The sequence below is a fragment of the Cryobacterium sp. N22 genome (genome assembly GCF_002929555.1).
Classification (GTDB): Bacteria; Actinomycetota; Actinomycetes; order Actinomycetales; family Microbacteriaceae; genus Cryobacterium.
This window is the reverse complement of record NZ_PJJP01000035.1, coordinates 61,947-80,783: the sequence shown is the minus strand read 5'-3', so window position 1 is coordinate 80,783 and position 18,837 is coordinate 61,947. Positions and strand designations below refer to the sequence as shown.

18 protein-coding genes are annotated in these 18,837 nt (G+C 68.2%); 14 read left to right on the top strand and 4 right to left on the bottom strand.

Going from position 1 to position 18,837, the window contains the following annotated elements; genetic code table 11:
• Window positions 1–44 precede the first annotated feature (44 nt).
• From dcd to CXY76_RS10620, 5 genes are all read left to right on the top strand, one after another.
• Window positions 45–650, top strand: a complete 606-nt coding sequence (gene dcd, locus CXY76_RS10640; RefSeq protein WP_104164258.1) for a dCTP deaminase — start codon at window positions 45–47, stop codon at window positions 648–650.
• 123 nt (window positions 651–773) lie between these two features.
• Entirely contained in the window at window positions 774–1,295 is a 522-nt protein-coding gene (locus CXY76_RS10635) for a hypothetical protein (RefSeq protein ID WP_104164256.1), read from the top strand.
• A 176-nt stretch (window positions 1,296–1,471) separates the two neighbouring features.
• On the top strand, window positions 1,472–3,721 hold the full coding sequence (gene nrdD / locus CXY76_RS10630) for an anaerobic ribonucleoside-triphosphate reductase (RefSeq protein WP_233199702.1): 2,250 nt from the start codon (window positions 1,472–1,474) through the stop codon (window positions 3,719–3,721).
• Between the two features lie 9 nt (window positions 3,722–3,730).
• Complete coding sequence (gene nrdG, locus CXY76_RS10625; RefSeq protein ID WP_104164254.1) at window positions 3,731–4,333, top strand: anaerobic ribonucleoside-triphosphate reductase activating protein; 603 nt, start codon at window positions 3,731–3,733, stop codon at window positions 4,331–4,333.
• A gap of 361 nt (window positions 4,334–4,694) precedes the next feature.
• Complete coding sequence (locus CXY76_RS10620; RefSeq protein ID WP_158253881.1) at window positions 4,695–7,421, top strand: tandem-95 repeat protein; 2,727 nt, start codon at window positions 4,695–4,697, stop codon at window positions 7,419–7,421.
• 189 nt (window positions 7,422–7,610) lie between these two features.
• Here CXY76_RS10620 and CXY76_RS10615 read toward each other — a convergent pair whose 3' ends face one another.
• Window positions 7,611–7,898 carry a DUF1905 domain-containing protein gene (locus CXY76_RS10615; RefSeq protein ID WP_104164250.1) on the bottom strand — a complete coding sequence of 96 codons (288 nt, stop codon included), beginning with the start codon at window positions 7,896–7,898 and terminating at the stop codon, window positions 7,611–7,613.
• Between the two features lie 113 nt (window positions 7,899–8,011).
• Between CXY76_RS10615 and CXY76_RS10610 the strand changes: the two genes are divergently transcribed.
• On the top strand, window positions 8,012–8,410 hold the full coding sequence (locus CXY76_RS10610; protein WP_104164248.1) for a VOC family protein: 399 nt from the start codon (window positions 8,012–8,014) through the stop codon (window positions 8,408–8,410).
• Between the two features lie 124 nt (window positions 8,411–8,534).
• Here CXY76_RS10610 and CXY76_RS10605 read toward each other — a convergent pair whose 3' ends face one another.
• The gene (locus tag CXY76_RS10605; RefSeq protein ID WP_104164246.1) at window positions 8,535–9,203 is read right to left on the bottom strand and encodes a GntR family transcriptional regulator; all 669 of its coding nucleotides are present in this window, start codon (window positions 9,201–9,203) and stop codon (window positions 8,535–8,537) included.
• Between the two features lie 199 nt (window positions 9,204–9,402).
• Between CXY76_RS10605 and CXY76_RS10600 the strand changes: the two genes are divergently transcribed.
• The 6 genes from CXY76_RS10600 to CXY76_RS10575 all read left to right on the top strand — a co-directional run bounded on the left by CXY76_RS10600 (window position 9,403) and on the right by CXY76_RS10575 (window position 16,053).
• A complete protein-coding gene (locus CXY76_RS10600; RefSeq protein WP_104164244.1) occupies window positions 9,403–10,689 on the top strand; it encodes an NRAMP family divalent metal transporter in 1,287 nt (428 codons plus the stop codon).
• Between the two features lie 16 nt (window positions 10,690–10,705).
• Complete coding sequence (locus CXY76_RS10595; RefSeq protein WP_104164242.1) at window positions 10,706–11,491, top strand: LamB/YcsF family protein; 786 nt, start codon at window positions 10,706–10,708, stop codon at window positions 11,489–11,491.
• 13 nt (window positions 11,492–11,504) lie between these two features.
• Window positions 11,505–13,136, top strand: coding sequence for a 5-oxoprolinase/urea amidolyase family protein (locus CXY76_RS10590; RefSeq protein ID WP_104164549.1), 1,632 nt, complete (start codon window positions 11,505–11,507; stop codon window positions 13,134–13,136).
• The gene (locus CXY76_RS10585; RefSeq protein WP_104164240.1) at window positions 13,133–14,860 is read left to right on the top strand and encodes a biotin carboxylase N-terminal domain-containing protein; all 1,728 of its coding nucleotides are present in this window, start codon (window positions 13,133–13,135) and stop codon (window positions 14,858–14,860) included. The genes CXY76_RS10590 and CXY76_RS10585 overlap by 4 nt, the downstream gene beginning before the upstream one ends.
• Before the next feature lie 310 nt (window positions 14,861–15,170).
• Entirely contained in the window at window positions 15,171–15,509 is a 339-nt protein-coding gene (locus CXY76_RS10580) for a TraR/DksA C4-type zinc finger protein (RefSeq protein ID WP_104164238.1), read from the top strand.
• 28 nt (window positions 15,510–15,537) lie between these two features.
• Complete coding sequence (locus tag CXY76_RS10575; protein ID WP_146073430.1) at window positions 15,538–16,053, top strand: hypothetical protein; 516 nt, start codon at window positions 15,538–15,540, stop codon at window positions 16,051–16,053.
• Between the two features lie 87 nt (window positions 16,054–16,140).
• On the opposite strand, the gene CXY76_RS10570 is transcribed toward CXY76_RS10575, so the two are convergent.
• Together CXY76_RS10570 and CXY76_RS10565 are read right to left on the bottom strand one after the other, a co-directional pair.
• Window positions 16,141–16,857 (bottom strand): alpha/beta fold hydrolase, encoded by a 717-nt coding sequence (locus tag CXY76_RS10570; RefSeq protein WP_104164234.1) that lies wholly within the window; start codon window positions 16,855–16,857, stop codon window positions 16,141–16,143.
• Window positions 16,858–16,904: 47 nt separating this feature from the next.
• Window positions 16,905–17,762: an alpha/beta fold hydrolase gene (locus tag CXY76_RS10565; RefSeq protein ID WP_104164232.1), complete on the bottom strand. Its 858-nt coding sequence runs from the start codon at window positions 17,760–17,762 to the stop codon at window positions 16,905–16,907.
• Between the two features lie 214 nt (window positions 17,763–17,976).
• Between CXY76_RS10565 and CXY76_RS10560 the strand changes: the two genes are divergently transcribed.
• Window positions 17,977–18,612 carry a TetR/AcrR family transcriptional regulator gene (locus CXY76_RS10560; RefSeq protein WP_104164230.1) on the top strand — a complete coding sequence of 212 codons (636 nt, stop codon included), beginning with the start codon at window positions 17,977–17,979 and terminating at the stop codon, window positions 18,610–18,612.
• A 26-nt stretch (window positions 18,613–18,638) separates the two neighbouring features.
• Window positions 18,639–18,836 carry an ACT domain-containing protein gene (locus tag CXY76_RS10555; protein WP_199190270.1) on the top strand — a complete coding sequence of 66 codons (198 nt, stop codon included), beginning with the start codon at window positions 18,639–18,641 and terminating at the stop codon, window positions 18,834–18,836.
• Window position 18,837 lies beyond the last annotated feature (1 nt).

Here is an 18,837-nt window from a genome sequence, read left to right as displayed (position 1 = left end):
GGAACCGTGCCATCCTATCAACCCTCCGCCGATAGGCTGACACCGTGCTTCTCTCGGATCGTGACATCAAGGCCCAGATCGACGCGGAACGAATCGCGCTCGCACCCTACGACCCGGAGATGATCCAGCCGTCGAGCATCGACGTGCGGCTCGATCGTTTCTTCCGGCTGTTCGATAACCACAAGTATCCGTTCATCGACCCGGCCGAAGACCAGCCCGAACTCACCCGGCTGATCGAGGCCAAGGGCGACGAGCCGTTCATCCTGCACCCGGGCGAATTCGTGCTCGGCGCCACCTTCGAGGCCGTCACCCTGCCCGACGACGTGGCCGCCCGCCTCGAGGGCAAGAGCTCGCTGGGCCGGCTGGGCCTGCTCACCCACTCCACCGCCGGGTTCATCGACCCGGGCTTCACCGGGCACGTCACCCTGGAACTCAGCAACGTGGCAACCCTGCCGATCAAGCTCTGGCCGGGCATGAAGATCGGCCAGCTGTGCTTCTTCCAGCTCAGCTCGCCGTCCGAGAAGCCCTACGGCTCGGCCTCTTACAGCTCCCGGTACCAGGGCCAGCGCGGCCCCACCGCCTCCCGCTCGCACCTCGGCTTCCACCGCACCGACGTGGGCACCACGGATGCGGGCAGCCTCGGCGGCTGACCCGGCTCGCGAACTGAGAGAAAAGCACCTTCCGGGCGCGTTTTTAGGTGCTTAGCTCACGGTTCGCGGAACCTGGAACACGACGTTCACGCGCGCGTTACGTGCTCCCGGTAAAATCGGGGCATGACCACCTCAGAGTCCCGTTTTGCCGAGGCGCTGATCGCCGACGGTCCCACCCCGGAATACCCCGGGCGCATGCGCCGGTTCGGCCAGCTCGTGGGCACCTGGGCGGCGCACGGCAGCCGGCTCGACGAGGCCACGGGGGAGTGGACCGAACGCGAGTTCACCTGGATCGTGCAGTTCATCCTCGACGGCCGCGCGGTGCAAGACGTGGAGGTCGAGGCCAGCACCACGCATCCGTCGGGCGTTGAGACCGTCGCCACGGCCGTGCGGGTCTACGACCAGTTGGCCGGCGCCTGGCGGGTGAGCTCCTTCGCCCCCACGATCGGCGAATACTGCCACCTGATCGCCACCCCGTACCGCAACGGCCTGCGCCAGGACGGCACCGGCACCGACGGCCGCCCGGTGCGCTGGAACTTCACCTCGATCACCGAAGACGGCTACACCTGGGAAGGCTGGGTGAGCGACGACGAGGGCGCCACCTGGCACCTGGTGGAGCACAACGAGGGCGTGCGGGTGCACTGACTTTTGCAACACGCCGAGACGTTTGAGATGCACGAACGTGCACCCGCAACAGTCGGCGAATCGGGTGGCGTCTTTCCGGCCCTCGACGCCACCTGACCACTACATGTAGCGCCGCTAGGGACCAAGGGCACCCAAATGTAGTGATTTCGGCGAACTGGCGTCCCTATGCTGAAGGCGTGAATCCAAGCATCAGCGCCCCGGCCCAGACCACCGCCACCCGCGACGACGTCGTCGACCAGACCACGCCGGCGCCGGCTCCGCTCGCCATCCAGGTCGTCAAACGCGACGGCCGCCGGGTGGACTTCGACGACACCAAGGTCTACGAGGCGCTGGTCAAGGCGGCGGTGGAGATCCACCGCGAAATGACGCCGCTGGTGCACCGGGCGATCGTAGACATCGTGGCCGCCGTCAACCGGGAGATCGCCGGCCGGTTCAACACCGACATCAAGATCTACGAAGTGCAGAACATCGTGGAGCACGCGCTGCTCGAAAGCCACGAATACGACCTCGCCGAGAAGTACATCGGCTACCGCACCCAGCGCGACTTCGCCCGCAGCAAGTCCACCGACATCAACCACTCGATCATCAACCTGCTCAGCAAAGACTCATCCGTGGTGAACGAGAACGCCAACAAAGACAGCGACGTCTTCAACACCCAGCGCGACCTCACCGCCGGCGCGGTGGGCAAAGCCATCGGCCACAAGATGCTGCCCCCGCACGTGTCCAACGCGCACCAGAAGGGCGACATTCACTTTCACGACCTGGACTACAGCCCCTACGCGCCGATGACCAACTGCTGCCTGATCGACTTCGCCGGCATGCTCAGCCGGGGATTCCGCATCGGCAATGCCGACGTGGAGCCGCCCCGCTCCATCCAGACCGCCACCGCGCAGATCTCGCAGATCATCGCCAACGTGGCGTCCAGCCAGTACGGCGGATGCTCCGCCAACCGCACCGACGAACTTCTGGCCCCCTACGCCCGCGCCAACTTCGCCAAGCACCTCGCCGACGCCGAACGGTGGATCGGCGACGAGACCCAGCACCGCTCCTACGCGGAGGAGAAGACCCGCAAGGACATCTACGACGCGATGCAGAGCCTCGAGTACGAGATCAACACCCTGTTCACCTCGAACGGGCAGACCCCGTTCGTGTCGCTCGGTTTCGGCCTGGGCACGGACTGGTTCGAGCGGGAGATCCAGCGGGCCATCCTGCAGATCCGCATCGACGGGCTCGGCAGCGAGAAGCGCACCGCGATCTTCCCCAAGCTGATCTTCACGCTCAAGCGCGACCTCAACCTGGCCGAGGGCGACCCGAACTACGACATCAAGCAGCTCGCGCTGGAGTGCTCGACCAAGCGGATGTACCCGGACGTGCTCAGCTACGACAAGCTCATCGAGATCACCGGCAGCTTCAAGGTGCCGATGGGCTGCCGCTCGTTCCTGCAGGGCTGGACCGACGCCGACGGCAACGATGTCTCCGAGGGCCGGATGAACCTGGGCGTGGTGACGGTGAACCTGCCGCGCATCGCGCTGGAAGCCGCCGGTGACCAGGCGAAGTTCTGGAGCATCCTCGAGGAGCGCCTCGCTATCACCCGCGACGCCCTCGTCTACCGCATCGAACGATGCAAGCAGGCGACCCCCGCCAACGCTCCGATCCTCTACGTCTACGGCGCGTTCGGTCAGCAGCTGGCCCGCACCGACTCGGTCGACACTCTTTTCAAGGACGGCCGCTCCACGGTGTCGCTGGGCTACATCGGCCTGTACGAGGTGGCCGCGGCGTTCTTCGGCGGCGCTTGGGAGGCCAACGCCGAGGCGAAGGAATTCACCCTCGACATCCTCAAGACCCTCGACGCGCACACCAAGGCGTGGAGCAGCGAATACGGCTACCAGTTCAGCGTCTACTCGACCCCGAGCGAGAGCCTGACCGACCGGTTCTCCCGCCTCGACAAGGTCAAGTTCGGCTCGGTGGAGAACATCACCGACAAGGATTACTACACGAACAGCTTCCACTACGACGTGCGCAAGAACCCGACCCCGTTCGAAAAGCTCGACTTCGAGAAGGACTACCCGGTGTTCTCTTCCGGCGGTTTCATCCACTACTGCGAGTACCCGGTGCTGCAGCAGAACCCCAAGGCGCTCGAAGCGGTCTGGGACTACGCCTACGACAGGGTCGGCTACCTGGGCACCAACACTCCCATCGACCGCTGCTACAAATGCGACTTCTCCGGCGACTTCACCCCCACCGAGCGGGGCTTTGCCTGCCCCGACTGCGGCAACGACGACCCGGCCAGCTGCGACGTGGTCAAGCGCACCTGCGGTTACCTCGGCAACCCGCAGGCCCGACCGATGGTGCACGGCCGCCACCAGGAGATCGTCTCCAGGGTCAAGCACATGGCCGGCGCCACGGGCGTCAGCGGCTCGCTCTAGGAGGCCGGGATGCGCCATCCGCAGCCCGGCGAGTGGCTGGCCGACAAGCTCAGCCAGGGCTTCGTCGGCGACTACAAACCGTTCATGTTCGTCGACGGTGAGGGGGTGCGCTGCAGTCTCTACGTGAGCGGATGCCTGTTCGCCTGCGAAGGCTGCTTCAACCGGGCCACCTGGAACTTCCGCTACGGAAACCCCTACACGAGCGAGCTGGAGGACCGGATCCTCGCCGACCTGCGCCAGCCGTATGTGCAGGGGCTCACCCTGCTCGGCGGTGAACCATTCTTGAACACCGGGGTGTGCCTGTCGCTGGTGCGCCGGGTGCGCGCGGAGCTCGGTGACAGCAAGGACATCTGGTCGTGGACCGGCTACATCTTCGAGGAACTGCTGCTGGACAGCCCCGACAAGCTCGAGCTGCTCGGCCTGATCGATGTGCTCGTCGACGGGCCGTTCGACGAGGCGCTCAAAGACTTCCGGTTGCAGTTCCGCGGCAGCAGCAACCAGCGCATCATCGACGTGCCGAAGTCCCTCGCCGCCGGCCAGACGGTGCTCTGGGCGGCCCGGGTCGACGCCACGCGAAGCTACGAGCAGCTGGAGAAGCAGGCGATGATTTAGAGGGCGCTCGCGGTGGCAGGAGCTCGCGAAGGCTCGGATGCGCGACGCCGGCCGTCCCCTGTTTTGGGGCGTTCGCGACACGCGAATCGCCCCTGTTCCGGGGGTTCGCGGCACGCGATTTAGGCCTCATGCAGCCAATAGGGTTTGGGAGGCCTCGGCTCCGCCCGGACCGAAGCCCCAGTCGCGCCCACGGGGCAGCACTACTTGAGAGGATCGTCGTTTGCGATCGCTACAACGACCCACCCACCGCTTGCTACCGAAACTAGGAAGCGCAGCCGTCGCGGCCGCTCTGGTGACGGGCGGCACGATCCTTGCCGTTCCACAGGCCGCTTTCGCCGCTGAGCCGTTCTCCGAGACGGAGATGCTGGCAACCCAGACGGGCTCGTCAGATGTCGTCGCGCTGGACCGCGCGACCGGACTTGCCACGGCGATTCTGACTGTTCCCGGCGGTGTTACGGGTTTGAACCAGATCGGTATCTCCGGTGACGGCAATACTCTGATGCTCACGAACCCGACCACCGTCTTCGAGTACACGGCCTCCTCCGAGACCTGGGAGACCACCCCCCGGGCCGGTTTGACGGTGCCGAACACGATGGGCGGCGTCGACCCGGTCACGGGTCTTCTCTACTTCGGTGGACAGGTCACCGGGAACACGTTCACGTTCGGCACTTACGCCCCCGCCACGAACACGCTCTCGAGCAGCGTTATGTCCGTCACGGCGCCGGATGCGCCCGGCTCGAACGGTGACCTCGCCTTCGACAGCCGGGGCAACCTCTACTTCGTATCGAGTGGCACACGGTTCGCTCAGCTGTACCGCGTCGACGCGAACCAGCTCGGCGGCAGCGCCACCGTCGCCGCCACCAAGGTCGGCCCCGAGATCGACGCCGGTCTGGCCCTGAACTCGATGGCCTTCGCGGACGACGGCTTCGTCTACATCGCCGGTAGCGGGGCGAACGGCTTCCTCCGGGTCAACCCGGTCACCGGTGCCGTCCTCGAGCGCCGCGCGCTCGGTGTCGCGATCACCGACCTCGGCACGAACGCCGTTCCCTTCACCGCAGCTGTGACCACGGATCTCCCCGGAGGCCGCGTGAATGACGGTGACCAGTTCACCGTCACCATCGGCGGCGGCGGCATCACCACGGGCAACACCGGAACCACCACCGGCACCGAAACGTCGGAGACCGTCGGCCCGCTCCTCATCCTGCCCGGTGAGACATACACGATCGAGCAGACCCCCGCCGGCACCACGAACCCCAACGACTACAACACGGTCTGGACCTGCGTCGACCCGGCAACCGGTACTCAGGTCACCGGGGGCACCGGAAACTCCGGGCAGTTCACCATCCCCGCCGGCGTGAAGGACGTCGCCTGCACGTTCACCTCGACCCCCAAGCCCGACCCCGTGGCGAACGACGACGTGTCGGCAGGCAATGCGCTGGGCAAGCCCGTCACGGTCACCGTGATCGGCAACGACTCCGGTGACCTCGACCCGACGACAGTTCACATCATCGACGGCAAGGGCGCCCCCGTCACCAAGCTCGTTGTGCCTGGTGAGGGCACCTGGACGGTCGACCCCGCCACCGGCGCGATCACCTTCGCCCCGGCGAACGGCTTCTCCGCCAACCCCACGCCGATCATCTACGAGATCTCCGATACGCGCGGCAACCCTGCCACTGCCCACGTCACGATCACCTTCCTCCCGGAGGCCGCAGACGATGAGTCGCTGAACAACGCGCAGGGCACGTCGGTCATCGTCCACGTGGTCGGCAACGACCGCGGCGACCTCGACCCGACCACCGTCAAGATCATCGACGGTAACGGTGGCTCGGCCAGCAAGCTCGTTGTGACTGGTGAGGGCACCTGGACGGTCGACCCTGCCACCGGCGCGATCACCTTCGCCCCGGAGGCGGGATTCTCCGGCAACCCGACCTCAATCAGGTACGAAATCTCCGACACCCTCGGCACGGTCACGGCCGCCGACGTCGTTGTCACCTACCTCCCCGGCGCGATCAATGACACGTCGCTCAACAACCCGCAGGGTGCCCCGGTCACCGTCAACGTGATCGGCAACGACCGCGGCACCCTCGATCCGACCACTGTGCGCATCATCGACGGCAAGGGTGACCCGGTCAGCAAGCTCGTCGTCAAGGGCGAGGGCACCTGGACGGTCACCCCCGTCACCGGTGCCGTCACGTTCACCCCCGAGGCCGGCTTCACGGGTAACCCCACGCCGATCACCTACGAGGTCAGCGACAGCGCCGGAAAAACCACCACCGCCGACGTCACGATCACATTCGTCCCGAAGGCAGCGAACGACAAGTCGCTCGACAACCCGCAGGGTGACCCGGTCACCGTCAACGTGATCGGCAACGACCGCGGCGACCTCGATCCGACCACCGTCCGCATCATCGACGGCAAGGGTGCCTCGGTCAGCAAGCTCGTCGTCAAGGGCGAGGGCACCTGGACGGTCACCTCCGCCACCGGCGCCGTCACCTTTACCCCGGAGGCCGGCTTCGCAGGCAACCCCACGCCGATCACCTACGAGGTCAGGGACACCGCCGGAAACACCATCACCGCCGTTGTCACGATCACGTTCATTCCGGAGTCAGCGAACGACAAGTCGGTCGGCAACCCGCAGGGCGCCCCGGTCACTGTGAACGTGATCGGCAACGACGCCGGCGACCTCGACCCGGCCACCGTGCACATCATCGACGGTAAGGGTGACCCGGTCACCAAGCTCGTCGTGCCTGGTGAGGGCACCTGGACGGTCGACCCGGCCACCGGCGCCATCACGTTCACCCCACAGGCCGGCTTCACGGGCAACCCCACGCCGGTCACCTACGAGGTCAGCGACACCGCCGGGAACACCACCACCGCGATCGTGACCATCACCTTCGCGGCCGCCCCGGTCGTTGTCACGCCCCCGGCGGCCACTCCGGCGGCGACCCCGACGGCCACTCCCGTGGCCGCCAGCAAGCTCGCCGCCACTGGAGTCGACGTGGTCGGCGTCGCGGGCACCGGTCTTGGCGTGGCGCTCCTCGGCACGGCCCTCATCCTGTTCCGCCGCCGTCGCCAGCAGCTGGGCTAGCCGCTCCACCGGGCCAACCACCGGCCTGACAGCACCGTGAACCGCACCCCCGAGAGTGGGACTCCTAGTTTGGGAGTTTCACTTTCGGAGGTGCGGTTTTTGCTGCCTGCTCGCGATCAAGGCCATCGCCTCCGCAGAGGTGGAGCTGGGCGCCGGCGTCGGCTGCGGCGGCATCCCGTGACGGCCTCCTCAGGTCAATCGCTCTGACAGCTGGACGACGACGTTGTCCCCGACTTCTTTGCCCAGCTTCTTCCGCAGCTTGGCGCTGATCGAGAGCATGTGTCCACCCGATCCGGTGGGCATCAGCCCTGCGGTCACCGGCTGGTCATCCACCTGCGCCACCACCCGGACGGCCTTCCCGGTGCCGAACAGCTCGACCGAGCCTGGAACTTCGACGCAAGACCACAGCTCACCTTTCACCATCACCCCGATGGGAGCAATGAAGGAGAAGTGCATCGTGCCCGGAACTGTGCTCATGAGAATTTCCAATCGACACGCCTGGGGTAGGCCATCCGTTCACAGTATCGGCCACCAGTGGCTCATCCCCGTGAGAGATTCCCAGGCCGGCCAAAGTCTTCTACGGTGATGGCATGACACTAAAACTTGGGTTCATCGGGATCGTGACTGTCGACATGGCTGCGTCGCTGGCCTTCTATCGAGCGCTGGGCGTGCCGATCGAGGAGGGGCTCGACGATGCCCCGCACGTCGACGCGAAGCTCGACGACGGCACAAGCCTGGCCTGGGACACGATCGCGACAATTCGCGGATTCGACCCCGATTACATCACACCCACCGGTGGCCACCGCATCGCGCTCGCGTTCGACAAGGGCACTCCGGCCGAGGTGGATGCTGCCTTCGCCGAGCTGATCGCGGCCGGCTACGTTGCGCATGTCGAACCCTGGGACGCGCACTGGGGTCAGCGGTACGCGACCCTGCTAGATCCCGACGGCAATTCCGTGGACCTCTACGCCGAGCTTCCCGCGAACTGACGAGCGGGACCGCGGAGGCGCGTAAAGGCGGATAAATTCAAGAAACACCGTGTGGGGCGGCCCGGAAACACGGCGTGTTGTGGATTTCTCCGCCTTTAGTGGCGGCGCAGGCCGGGGACGCGACTCAGGCGGGCAGCTGCCGCGCGTATGCGGCCACGATCGTGCGCTCGGACTGCAGCAGGTAGTCCTCCAGAACGGATGCGGCTCCCGCCGAGTCGCCGGCGAGGTAGCGCTCGAGCACGGCGGCATTGCGATCGACGTAGGGCCGGTGCAGGTAGTCCGGGTCATCGAGCAGGCCGAAGGCGAGGCGCAGCTCGGCGGAGATGTTCGCGTAGAGCCTGTCGAGGTGGTCGCTGTCGGCCAAGGCCACGATCGCGGAGTGGAACTCCATGTTGGCGGTACCCACCGCGAGCCAGTCGTCGGCCTCTCGGCTGGCCTGAGCGGACTCCACGGCGGCGCGCATCCGTCGACTGGCGGGGTGCCGTGCGGGGGAGGCGCGCAACGCCTGGCACTCGATCATGCGGCGCACCCGGTAGATGTCGATGATCGACGCCAGCGACGGCACGGCCACGAACACCCCGGCGTGCGGTTTGTGCACGAGCAGCCGCTCGTGGGTGAGCATCCGGAAGGCCTCGCGCAGGGTGTTGCGGGAGACCCCGAGGCGATCGCTGACGGCGGTCTCGGAGAGGCGCTGGCCCGGCACGAGGTCCCCGGCGATCAACAGGCGGCGCAGCCCCTCGGCGGCCTGATCGGCGCGCGAGTTGCCGTCTTCCGCTTCGTAGAGTTGAGCCACGACGACACTCTACCCACCGCGGCCCCCGCCACGGCAGCGGTGCCATGGCTCTTGTTCACCGAAACATGGTCGAAACATACTGTTTACTCGATTGATTGTTCAACAATCGGACAATTATCGTTCACCCGCCTAGGCTCGTTGCGTGGGGTTCCGGTCCCATCGAGCTGAAGGATGCCCCCTGGATTCTTCCCCCCGACGAATGGATGTGCCCTCAGTGACCGACCCCGCCAGCACCACAACATCGGCAGACGCCACCGAGCAACCCGACATTCGCACGATTGCCAAGAGCCGCCGCACCGCGCTGATCGGGGCATTGTTCCTGATGGCCACCTCGGCGATCGGCCCCGGCTTCATCACCCAGACCGCCACCTTCACCGCGCAGATGGGGGCGGCGTTCGCCTTCGGCATCCTGGCCTCGATCCTGATCGACTTCGCCGTGCAGCTGAACGTCTGGCGCATGATCACGGTCAGCGGCAAGCGCGCCCCGGAGCTAGCGAACCTGGCCATCCCGGGCAGCGGGTTCCTGCTCGCCTTCCTCGTCATCCTCGGTGGGCTGGTGTTCAACATCGGCAACATCGCCGGCGCGGGCCTCGGACTCAACGTCCTGACCGGCCTGGATGCGAAGATCGGCGGGCTGCTCAGCGCCGTGTTCGCGATCGCGATCTTCCTCGCCAAACGAGCGGGGGCCGTGGTCGACCGGGTCGTGGTGATCGCCGGGCTGCTCATGATCGTGCTCACCGTGGTCGTCGCGTTCATCTCCCAGCCGCCCATCGGGGATGCGCTGCGCCAGACCGTGCTGCCCGATGAAATCAACTTCGCCACCATCACCACGATCGTCGGCGGCACCGTCGGCGGGTACATCACTTACGCCGGCGCCCATCGCCTGCTCGCCAGCGGCACCTCCGGCCGGGAGCACGTCAAGGAGGTCAACCGCGCGGCGTTCACCGGCATCCTGGTCACCGGCGTCATGCGCTACGTCCTGTTCCTGGCCATCCTCGGTGTCGTCGCGGGCGGCGTAGCCATCGACACCTCGGGCAGCGCGGCCAACCCCGCCGCCCAGGCGTTCCAGGCGGCCGCCGGCGAATTCGGACTCCGCGTCTTCGGCGCGATCTTCTGGATCGCCGCGATCACCAGCATCATCGGTGCGGCGTACACCTCGGTGTCGTTCCTGCCGGTGTTCTCGAAGACGATTGTCGGGCGCCGTGCCGACTTCGCCACGATTGTCTTCATCGTCGTGTCGCTCGTCGTCTACCTGCTCATCGGCACCGCTCCGGCCACCCTGATGGTGTTCGTCGGCGGCTTCAACGGCCTGATTCTGCCGATCGGCCTCACCATCTTCATGTACATCGGCTGGTTCCGTGGCGACCTGATGAACGGCTACCGGTACCCGCGCTGGCTGCTGTTCATCGGCACCGCCGCCGCCGCGCTCACCTGGTACATGGCCGTGATGGCGGTCGGCCCGATCTTCTCACTGCTGACCGTTTAACCCGAAGGACACCTCCATGAGCACGATCGACCTGAACAGCGACCTCGGCGAAGGCTTCGGCCGGTGGAGTCTCGGCGACGACGCGGCAATGCTCGGTATCGTCACCAGCGCGAACATCGCCTGCGGCTTCCACGCCGGTGACCCGCAGGGGATCCGCGAGACCGTGATCGGCGCCCGGGATGCCGGGGTGGCGATTGGCGCACACGTGGGCTACCGCGACCTGGCCGGCTTCGGGCGGCGCAACATGGACGTCTCCAGCGCCGAGCTCGTCTCCGACGTGATCTACCAGATCGGCGCCCTGCAGGGCATCGCCCGGGCCGCCGGCACCACCGTCACCTACGTCAAGCCGCACGGCGCGCTGTACAACACGATCGTGCACGACGCACGTCAGGCCCAGGATGTGGTGACCGCGATCAGCGAGATCGACCCGTCCCTGGCCGTGCTGGGCCTGCCGGGCTCCGAGGTGCTGCGGGCAGCGGATGCGGCGGGCCTCCGCAGCGTGACCGAGGCCTTCGCCGACCGCGCCTACACGCCTGAGGGCACCCTGGTGTCGCGACGGGAAGCCGGCTCGGTGCTGCACGAGGCCGAGCAGGTGGCCGCCCGCATGGTGCAGTTGGCCACCGAGGGCACCCTGACCGCCATCGACGGGAGCACCATTCGGGTCTCGGCGGAGTCGATCTGCGTGCACGGCGACAGCCCGGGCGCCACCGAGATGGCCGCGCACGTGCGGCGGGCCCTCACCGCGGCATCCATCAACATCGTCGCCTTCGCCCCGCGGCCCGGCGCCGGTCGAGCCTCCTAGGGTGACACCCACCATGCGTTTCCTCCCGGTGCGCGACGACGCCCTGCTGATCGAGCTCGACGACCTGCCCACCACGCTGGCGCTGTTCGACTCGCTCAGCAGCGACCCCATCGCCGGCACCGGCGAACTGATCCCGGGCGCCCGCACCCTGCTGGTGTTCTACCGGCCCAGCGCCGTCACGCCGGCGCAGATCGTGCGGGCCGTGCGCTCCCGCGACCTCGGCGGCCGCGTCGCCGGGGAGGGCGCCCTCATCGAGATCCCGGTCACCTACGACGGCGAAGACCTCAACGAGGTGGCCGGGCTGCTCGGCCTCAGCGCCGACGAGGTGGTGCGGCTGCACACCGGCCAGGACTACGCGGTGGGCTTCACCGGCTTCGCCCCGGGCTTCGCCTACCTCTCCGGCGGCCACCCGGCCCTGGACGTGCCGCGCCGCAGCTCCCCGCGCACCCGCATCCCCGCGGGCTCGGTGGCCCTCGCCGGCACATTCAGCGGGGTCTACCCGCGGGAGAGCCCCGGCGGCTGGCAGCTCATCGGCACCACCGAGGCCCGAATGTGGGACCTGTCGCGCGACCGCCCCGCCCTGCTGCTGCCCGGCGACCGGGTGCGGTTCGTGGCGGTGTCCGGCGGTTCCCGGGCCGCCGTATCAATGTCCGCCGAGACCGCCGCGCCCGCAGCCGCCTCCGCTGCGGAGGTCACGCACGGCCTCGAGATCCTCGACCCTGGCCTGCTGACCCTGCTGCAGGACCTCGGCCGGCCCGGATACGCCAGCATGGGCGTCTCCACCTCCGGCGCCCTCGACCCGGTGTCGCTGCGCGCGGCCAACCGCCTGGTCGGCAACCCCAGCGGGCACGCCGGCCTCGAACTGACCTTCGGCGGCCTGCGGCTTCGAGCCCGCGGCGAGCAGGTTCTCGCCGTCAGTGGGGCCCCGGTGTCGCTGACCATCACTACCCCGGTGAGCCCCGGCGTTGGCAGCGCCCGCACCCGCAACGTCGAGATGGGCCGCCCGTTCGCCCTCGCCGCGGGCGAGGAACTCGTACTGGGCCACCCGACCTCCGGGCTTCGCAGCTACCTGGCCGTGCGCGGCGGATTCGACCTGGAACCGGTGCTCGGCAGCCTGTCCACCGACGTGCTGGCCGGACTCGGCCCGGCGCCGGTGACCGCCGGAACCGTGCTGCCGGTCGGTACCCCCGCCCGCGGCATTCCCGCGGTGGCCCTGCCCGACCCGCCCACGATCGACACCGTCGATGCCGCGGCCGAGGTCGTGCTCGACGTGGTGCTCGGCCCGCGCACCGACTGGTTCTCCGCCGACGCCGTTGACGCCCTCACCGGGCAGAGCTGGCTGGTCAGCGCCCGCTCCAACCGGGTGGGACTGCGGCTGGAAGGCGAGCCCCTCACCCGGGTCGTCGACGCGGAGCTGCCCAGCGAGGGCACCGTCTCCGGCGCGATCCAGATCCCGCCGAACGGCCAGCCGGTACTGTTCCTCGCCGACCACCCGCTCACCGGCGGCTACCCGGTGATCGGCTCGGTCGCCACCCACCACCTGCCGCTCGCCGGCCAGCTTCCGCCGGGTGCGCGCATCCGTTTTCGTCCCATCGGCCCGTTCGCCGCGTACTCGCTCGCCGACAACCCAGAGGTAACACCATGAAGAAAGTCCTGATCGCCAACCGGGGCGAGATCGCCGTGCGCATCATCCGCGCCTGCGCCGACCGGGGCCTGGACACCGTCGCCGTCTACGCCGACAGCGACGCCGACGCCATCCACGTGCGGCTGGCCGGCGAGGCCTGGGGCCTCGACGGCGACAGCCCCGCCGCGACCTACCTGGACGCCGAGAAGCTCATCACCATCGCGGTGCGAAGCGGCGCCGACGCCGTGCACCCCGGCTACGGGTTCCTCTCCGAGAGCGCTGCCTTCGCCCGGCAGGTGATCGAGGCAGGCCTCACCTGGATCGGCCCGAGCCCGGAGAGCATCGACCTGCTCGGCGACAAGATCGCCGCCCGCCAGCTCGCCGCCGGCGTCGGCGCGCCCCTGGTGGCCGGCACCCCCGACCCGGTGGCCTCCGCGGCCGAGGCGGTCGCCTTCGCCGAGGAGCACGGTCTGCCCATCGTGATCAAGGCGGCCTTCGGTGGCGGCGGCCGCGGCATGCGGGTGGCCCGCAGCCTGGACGAGGTCGCCGACCAGTTCGACGCGGCGGTGCGCGAGGCCGTGGCTGCGTTCGGTCGCGGCGAGTGCTTCGTCGAACAGTTCCTCGACGCGCCCCGGCACGTGGAGGTGCAGGTGCTCAGCGACAGCCACGGCAACGTCGTGGTGCTCGGCACCCGGGACTGCTCGCTGCAGCGCCGCAACCAGAAGCTCGTCGAGGAGGCCCCGGCGCCGTTCCTCACCGACGAGCAGCGTGACCGCCTGCACCGTTCGGCGGCCGACATCTGCGCTGCCGCGCACTACCGGGGCGTCGCGACCGTGGAGTACCTGCTCAGCGTGGACGGCACCATCTCGTTCCTCGAGGTGAACACCCGGCTGCAGGTGGAACATCCGGTCACCGAGGAGACCACCGGCGTCGACATCGTCGCCGAACAGCTGCGCATCGCCGAGGGCCTGCCGCTGTCGGTCGAGAGCACCCCGGCGCCCACCGGCCACTCGCTCGAATTCCGCATCAACGCCGAGGATGCCGCGCGCGGGTTCCTGCCCACCCCCGGCGTGATCACCCGGTTCGAGCCGCCCACCGGGCCGGGCATCCGGGTCGATTCGGGCGTCGAAACCGGCACGGTGGTCTCCGGCCGGTTCGACTCGATGCTGGCCAAGCTCATCGTCACGGGCCCCACCCGCGAGATCGCGATCCGTCGCGCCCGCCGCGCCCTGGACGAGTTCGTGGTCGAGGGCATCGCGTCGGTGATCCCGTTCCACCGCGCGGTGCTCGGCGACGCCGACTTCACCGGCGAGGCACTGCGGGTGCACACCCAATGGATCGAGACCGCTTTCTCCGAGCGGATCCCCGCCGAGGCGCTGCAACCCGAGCCCGAGCAGCCCGGGATCACCAGCAGCTGGATCGAGATCGACGGCGTGCGGCACACCCTGCGGATGCCCGCCGGTACCGCGCCCGTGGCATCCGTTGCGCACGCCAGCACCGGGGCGCCCACCGCGGCTGACGCGGAGGCGCCCACGCCCGGCGGCCTGGTCGCGCCGATGGCCGGCACTCTCATCACCTGGTTGGTCGAGGACGGCACCGCCGTCGCCGAAGGCGACCCCGTCGTGGTGATGGAGGCCATGAAGATGGAGACCACGATCGTGGCGACCGGCGCGGGCCTACTGCGCCACCACCGCGCCCCCGGCGACGCCGTGGCCGCGGGGGAGCAGCTCGCCACCCTCGACTAGCGGGATCGTCCGCCGCCGCCGGCGCCCTGGGCGGAGGCCAACTTGCCTTTCCTATGGTCCGGGCTATGGTGAGGCTATGCCCATGCCTCGAACGACCACCGGATGCGCTCCCCGCACCCCGGCTGGTGTGGGCGCCAACTCCAGCGAGGGTGTCACGCTGACGCGTCACCTCGATTTCGCGGGATGTGTTGTGCTCTTCTGCTCCCTCACGCGCGCTCCACCGCACTGACCCACAGGTATTCGGTCAGTTCGGCCGGCAGTAGCGCGTCGCAGTTGCGGCGCGTTTTTCATTTAACGCGTAGGAGCACTCATGATCACCCAGCCTTCCCTGTCCCGTGCCGCCCGAGGCCGCCGGATCGACGTCGACGCTTTTCGTCGGATTCTGCAGACCCAGCTTCGGGAGCGGGAAGCCCTCATCGGGGAACTCGACCCGCGAGCGGCACCTCATCTCGACGTGGTGGCCTGGTCGACGACCCAGTCCAGCAAGCGAGTTGTCGCCCAGATCACCCGGGCTTTGGGGCGCATCGCCGAGGGAACCTTCGGAATCTGCACCGGATGCTTCGAGCCCATCGCGAAGGACCGGCTGGCCGTCGTGCCGCACGCCGAGTTGTGTGTGACGTGCCAGGGTCTCGCAGAACAGGCGCCGTAATGACTGCGGCGTGGCTGCGGACCACACCGTGACCACGTCAACCGTTGTCGTGCTCGGAGACGCCCTCGAATGTCTGCGGGCGCTGCACTCCGAGACGGCAGTCATGCTGCCGGACTCGACCGGCGGGCGCTACGCCCAGACCGTGGTGATCGGGTTGAACGGTGCCGCCGCCACGTCACGGCGGGGTCTGCGAGCGTTGCTGCGGCGCCAGGCGCAGGCCTCCATCTCCGTCTGCATGCAGAGGCCAACGCTTCGGCACCTCATCGTCGTCGTCGACGCGTCGCCGAGGATCGCGGAGGATGCGGTACTCACCCTCTGCGACGAGGCCGCGGAGACCACGCATCGCTGGATCGAGCAGGACTGCGGCGCCTACGTCATCGTCACGTTTGTTGTCGTGACCGGGTGCGACAACTCGGAGCTTCTGGCTCGCCGGGTGGTGTGTCGGGCCGGCCAGATTCCGGCGTCCGATGCGCACGGTGTGGTGAATTGGCGGGAGATCGCCGCGGCCTCCATTCAGGATCTCACCGCGGACCACTACCTGTGACCGGGTCGGGTGCAGGTGGCGGCGGCGAACCCACAACAACGCCCGGCCGGTCTGGTGACCGGCCGGGCGTTGGGGTGTACCGGCGGGTTACGCGGCGGCGCCGGCCGCTTCGATGATGACGCGCGCCACCGAGGCGGGCTCGGCGGCCATGGACAGGTGCCCGGCGGGAACGGTGGTGACGGTGGAGCCGGCACGCTCGGCCATCCAGAGCTGGGTCTCGATGGCGATGCTGTGGTCCTCGGTGCCGGCGACGTACCAGGACGGCAGGGTCTTCCAGGCCTGGTCGGCGCGGGCCGGCTCGCTCAGGGCGGCGTAGGTGATCGGGCGCTGCTTGGCGAAGAACGTCGCCGCCAGGTCCTCGGGCAGGCCGTTGACGAAGCCGCCGGCGAATGCGCCCGGCTTGAGGTAGAGGTCAACGTTGTGGTCACCGGGGAGCGGCGCCATATCGAACAGGGCACCGGCATCCACCGGGCCGGCGTGACCGGCCAGGTCGAGAATGGTCTCGCCCTCCTCGGGCACGAAGGCGTTGAGGTAGACCAGTGCCTGCACGGTGGGGGTGCTCAGCGCGGCGCCACCGATGACGGCTCCGCCGTAGGAGTGCCCGACGAGCACGACCGGGCCCTCGGTGCGGGTCTGCAGGAACGCGGCGAGGTAGTCGGCGTCGGCGCCGAGGGCGCGCAGCGGGTTGGCGAAGTGGGTGACGGTGTAGCCGTCGGCGTTGAGCAGGGACTCGACGGCGTTGAACGGGCTGGAGTCGCTCCAGGCGCCGTGGACGATGACAATGGTGGGCTTGATGCTGGTCATGAGAACTGCTTTCTGAACTGAGATGGGGTGAGAGTGAGGGTGGGGGATTACTTGGTCGCGGTGGCGGCGTCCTTGATGACGTCGGTCACAGCGTCGGAATCGGCGACCATGGTGAGGTGGCTGGCCTTGAGCTCGGTGACGGTGGAACCGGCGCGCTCGGCCATGAAGCGCTGGGTGTCGATGTCGATGCTGTGGTCTTCGGTGCCGGCGACGTACCAGGAGGGTAGGGTCGCCCAGGCCTGCTCGCCGGCGGGCTCGCTCAGCGCGGCGTAGGTGATCGGGCGCTGCTTGGCGAAGTACTCGGCTGACTGTTCGTCGGTGAGCCCGTTGGCGAAGCCGCCGGCGAACGGCTCGGCCTTCAGGTACAGGTCAACGTTGTGGTCGCCGGGGAACTCGGCCATGTCGAACAGTGCGGCAGCATCCACCGGTCCGCCGTGGGCAGCGAGGTCGAGGATGGTCTCGCCGACTTCGGGCACGAAGGCGTTCAGGTAGACGAGGGCCTTCACGTCGGGGTCTGAGACCGCGGCGCCGCCGATGACCGCTCCGCCGTAGGAGTGGCCCACGAGCACGACCGGGCCCTCGGTGCGGGCCTCGAGGAACGCGTTGAGGTAGGCGGTGTCGGTGCCGAGGGCACGCAGCGGGTTGGCGAAGTTGACCACGGTGTAGCCGGCTTCACGCAGCTGGTCACCCACGGCGTCGAAGGGGCTGGCATCGCTCCAGGCGCCGTGCACCATGACCACGGTGGGCTTGGGGGTGCTGTCGACGGCGGCTGACGCGGCAGGCGCGGCGGCCGGAGCGGCGGTCGGGGCGCAGCCCGCCAAGGCGGTGATGGCGACGGCAGCCGCCACGGTGATACCGCCGACGCGGTTTCGCTTGGACGAGGAGAGGGGGGTGAAAATGCTCATGAGGGCTTCTTTCGTTGGGGAGGGATGCTAGGTAGACGAACTAGTACCTCTCCGTCTGAGTACAGAATGGGGCCTCGGTGACGAAAGCGCAAGCCCGTAGACGAACTAGTTCCCCTATTTCGGTGTTCTATAGTGGAACCCCGGGAAAACGACGGGTGCCGATCAACGCGTCGGCTCGCCGATTCCTCCCTTTCGACGACATGAAGGAACTTCGATGACAGCGGCAGATGCGACGGCGGCGTCGGCAACGCCAACCCCCACCCGCGGCGAGCTCACCCGCGGGCGAATCGTGGATGCGGCCGCTGAGCTTTTTTACGCGCACGGCCTGCGTGCGGTCAGCGCCGACAAGATCATCGAGCGGGCCGGCATCACCAAGGTCACCTTTTACCGGCATTTCCCCACCAAGGACGACCTGATCGTGGCCTACCTCGAGCGCCGGGCCGCGTGGGAGCGCGACGCGATCCTCGGCGCGAGTGAGGCGGCGCACGGCAACGTCGACGAGACGATCCGGTTGGTGTCAGAGGGAATCGGTCGGGAGGCCTGCACGCCGGGTTTCCGCGGGTGCCCGTTCATCAATGCGGCAGCCGAGTACGCGGATGCCGACCATCCGGTGCGGAAGGTTGTCGAGGGCCATCGCGCCTGGTTCCGGTCGATGCTAGAGAAGCTCACCGCCTCGATCGGCATCGACGACCCGACGGTCGCCGACGAGCTGATGATGTTGCGCGACGGCGCAATGGTCAGCGGCTACCTCGGGAACGCCGACACGGTCAGCGCTGCCCTGCTCTCCGCGAGCCGGGCCGTCATTGCCTCACCCCGTCACCCCGACGCCACGGAGCGGGCCACGCCATAACCACCGGATCGACCGATCTCCCGGCGATGCTCGCCACGCTGGCGTTGACCGTGCACTCGTCGCTGGAGGCGGGCGGGTTGACCGCCGCCTTCTCCCTCGGGTTGGCCGACGCGGGCATCAGGTGCAATGTGCTCGCCGGCTTCCACCACGACGACCTGCTCGTCCCGGCCCCGGAAGGGGATCGTGCGCTGGACGTGATTCGCGCCCTACGCGGCGGAGCCTGAC

What these genes read in the sequence shown, in the direction of transcription:
- CXY76_RS10635 (WP_104164256.1), top strand. Translation starts at nt 774, where the DNA reads ATGACCACCTCAGAGTCCCGTTTTGCCGAGGCGCTGATCGCCGACGGT.
- nrdG (WP_104164254.1), top strand. Translation starts at nt 3,731, where the DNA reads ATGCGCCATCCGCAGCCCGGCGAGTGGCTGGCCGACAAGCTCAGCCAG.
- CXY76_RS10620 (WP_158253881.1), top strand. Translation starts at nt 4,695, where the DNA reads ATGCTGGCAACCCAGACGGGCTCGTCAGATGTCGTCGCGCTGGACCGC.
- CXY76_RS10615 (WP_104164250.1), bottom strand. Translation starts at nt 7,898, where the DNA reads ATGAGCACAGTTCCGGGCACGATGCACTTCTCCTTCATTGCTCCCATC.
- CXY76_RS10610 (WP_104164248.1), top strand. Translation starts at nt 8,012, where the DNA reads ATGACACTAAAACTTGGGTTCATCGGGATCGTGACTGTCGACATGGCT.
- CXY76_RS10600 (WP_104164244.1), top strand. Translation starts at nt 9,403, where the DNA reads ATGGATGTGCCCTCAGTGACCGACCCCGCCAGCACCACAACATCGGCA.
- CXY76_RS10595 (WP_104164242.1), top strand. Translation starts at nt 10,706, where the DNA reads ATGAGCACGATCGACCTGAACAGCGACCTCGGCGAAGGCTTCGGCCGG.
- CXY76_RS10590 (WP_104164549.1), top strand. Translation starts at nt 11,505, where the DNA reads ATGCGTTTCCTCCCGGTGCGCGACGACGCCCTGCTGATCGAGCTCGAC.
- CXY76_RS10585 (WP_104164240.1), top strand. Translation starts at nt 13,133, where the DNA reads ATGAAGAAAGTCCTGATCGCCAACCGGGGCGAGATCGCCGTGCGCATC.
- CXY76_RS10580 (WP_104164238.1), top strand. Translation starts at nt 15,171, where the DNA reads ATGATCACCCAGCCTTCCCTGTCCCGTGCCGCCCGAGGCCGCCGGATC.
- CXY76_RS10570 (WP_104164234.1), bottom strand. Translation starts at nt 16,857, where the DNA reads ATGACCAGCATCAAGCCCACCATTGTCATCGTCCACGGCGCCTGGAGC.
- CXY76_RS10565 (WP_104164232.1), bottom strand. Translation starts at nt 17,762, where the DNA reads ATGAGCATTTTCACCCCCCTCTCCTCGTCCAAGCGAAACCGCGTCGGC.
- CXY76_RS10560 (WP_104164230.1), top strand. Translation starts at nt 17,977, where the DNA reads ATGACAGCGGCAGATGCGACGGCGGCGTCGGCAACGCCAACCCCCACC.
- CXY76_RS10555 (WP_199190270.1), top strand. Translation starts at nt 18,639, where the DNA reads ATGCTCGCCACGCTGGCGTTGACCGTGCACTCGTCGCTGGAGGCGGGC.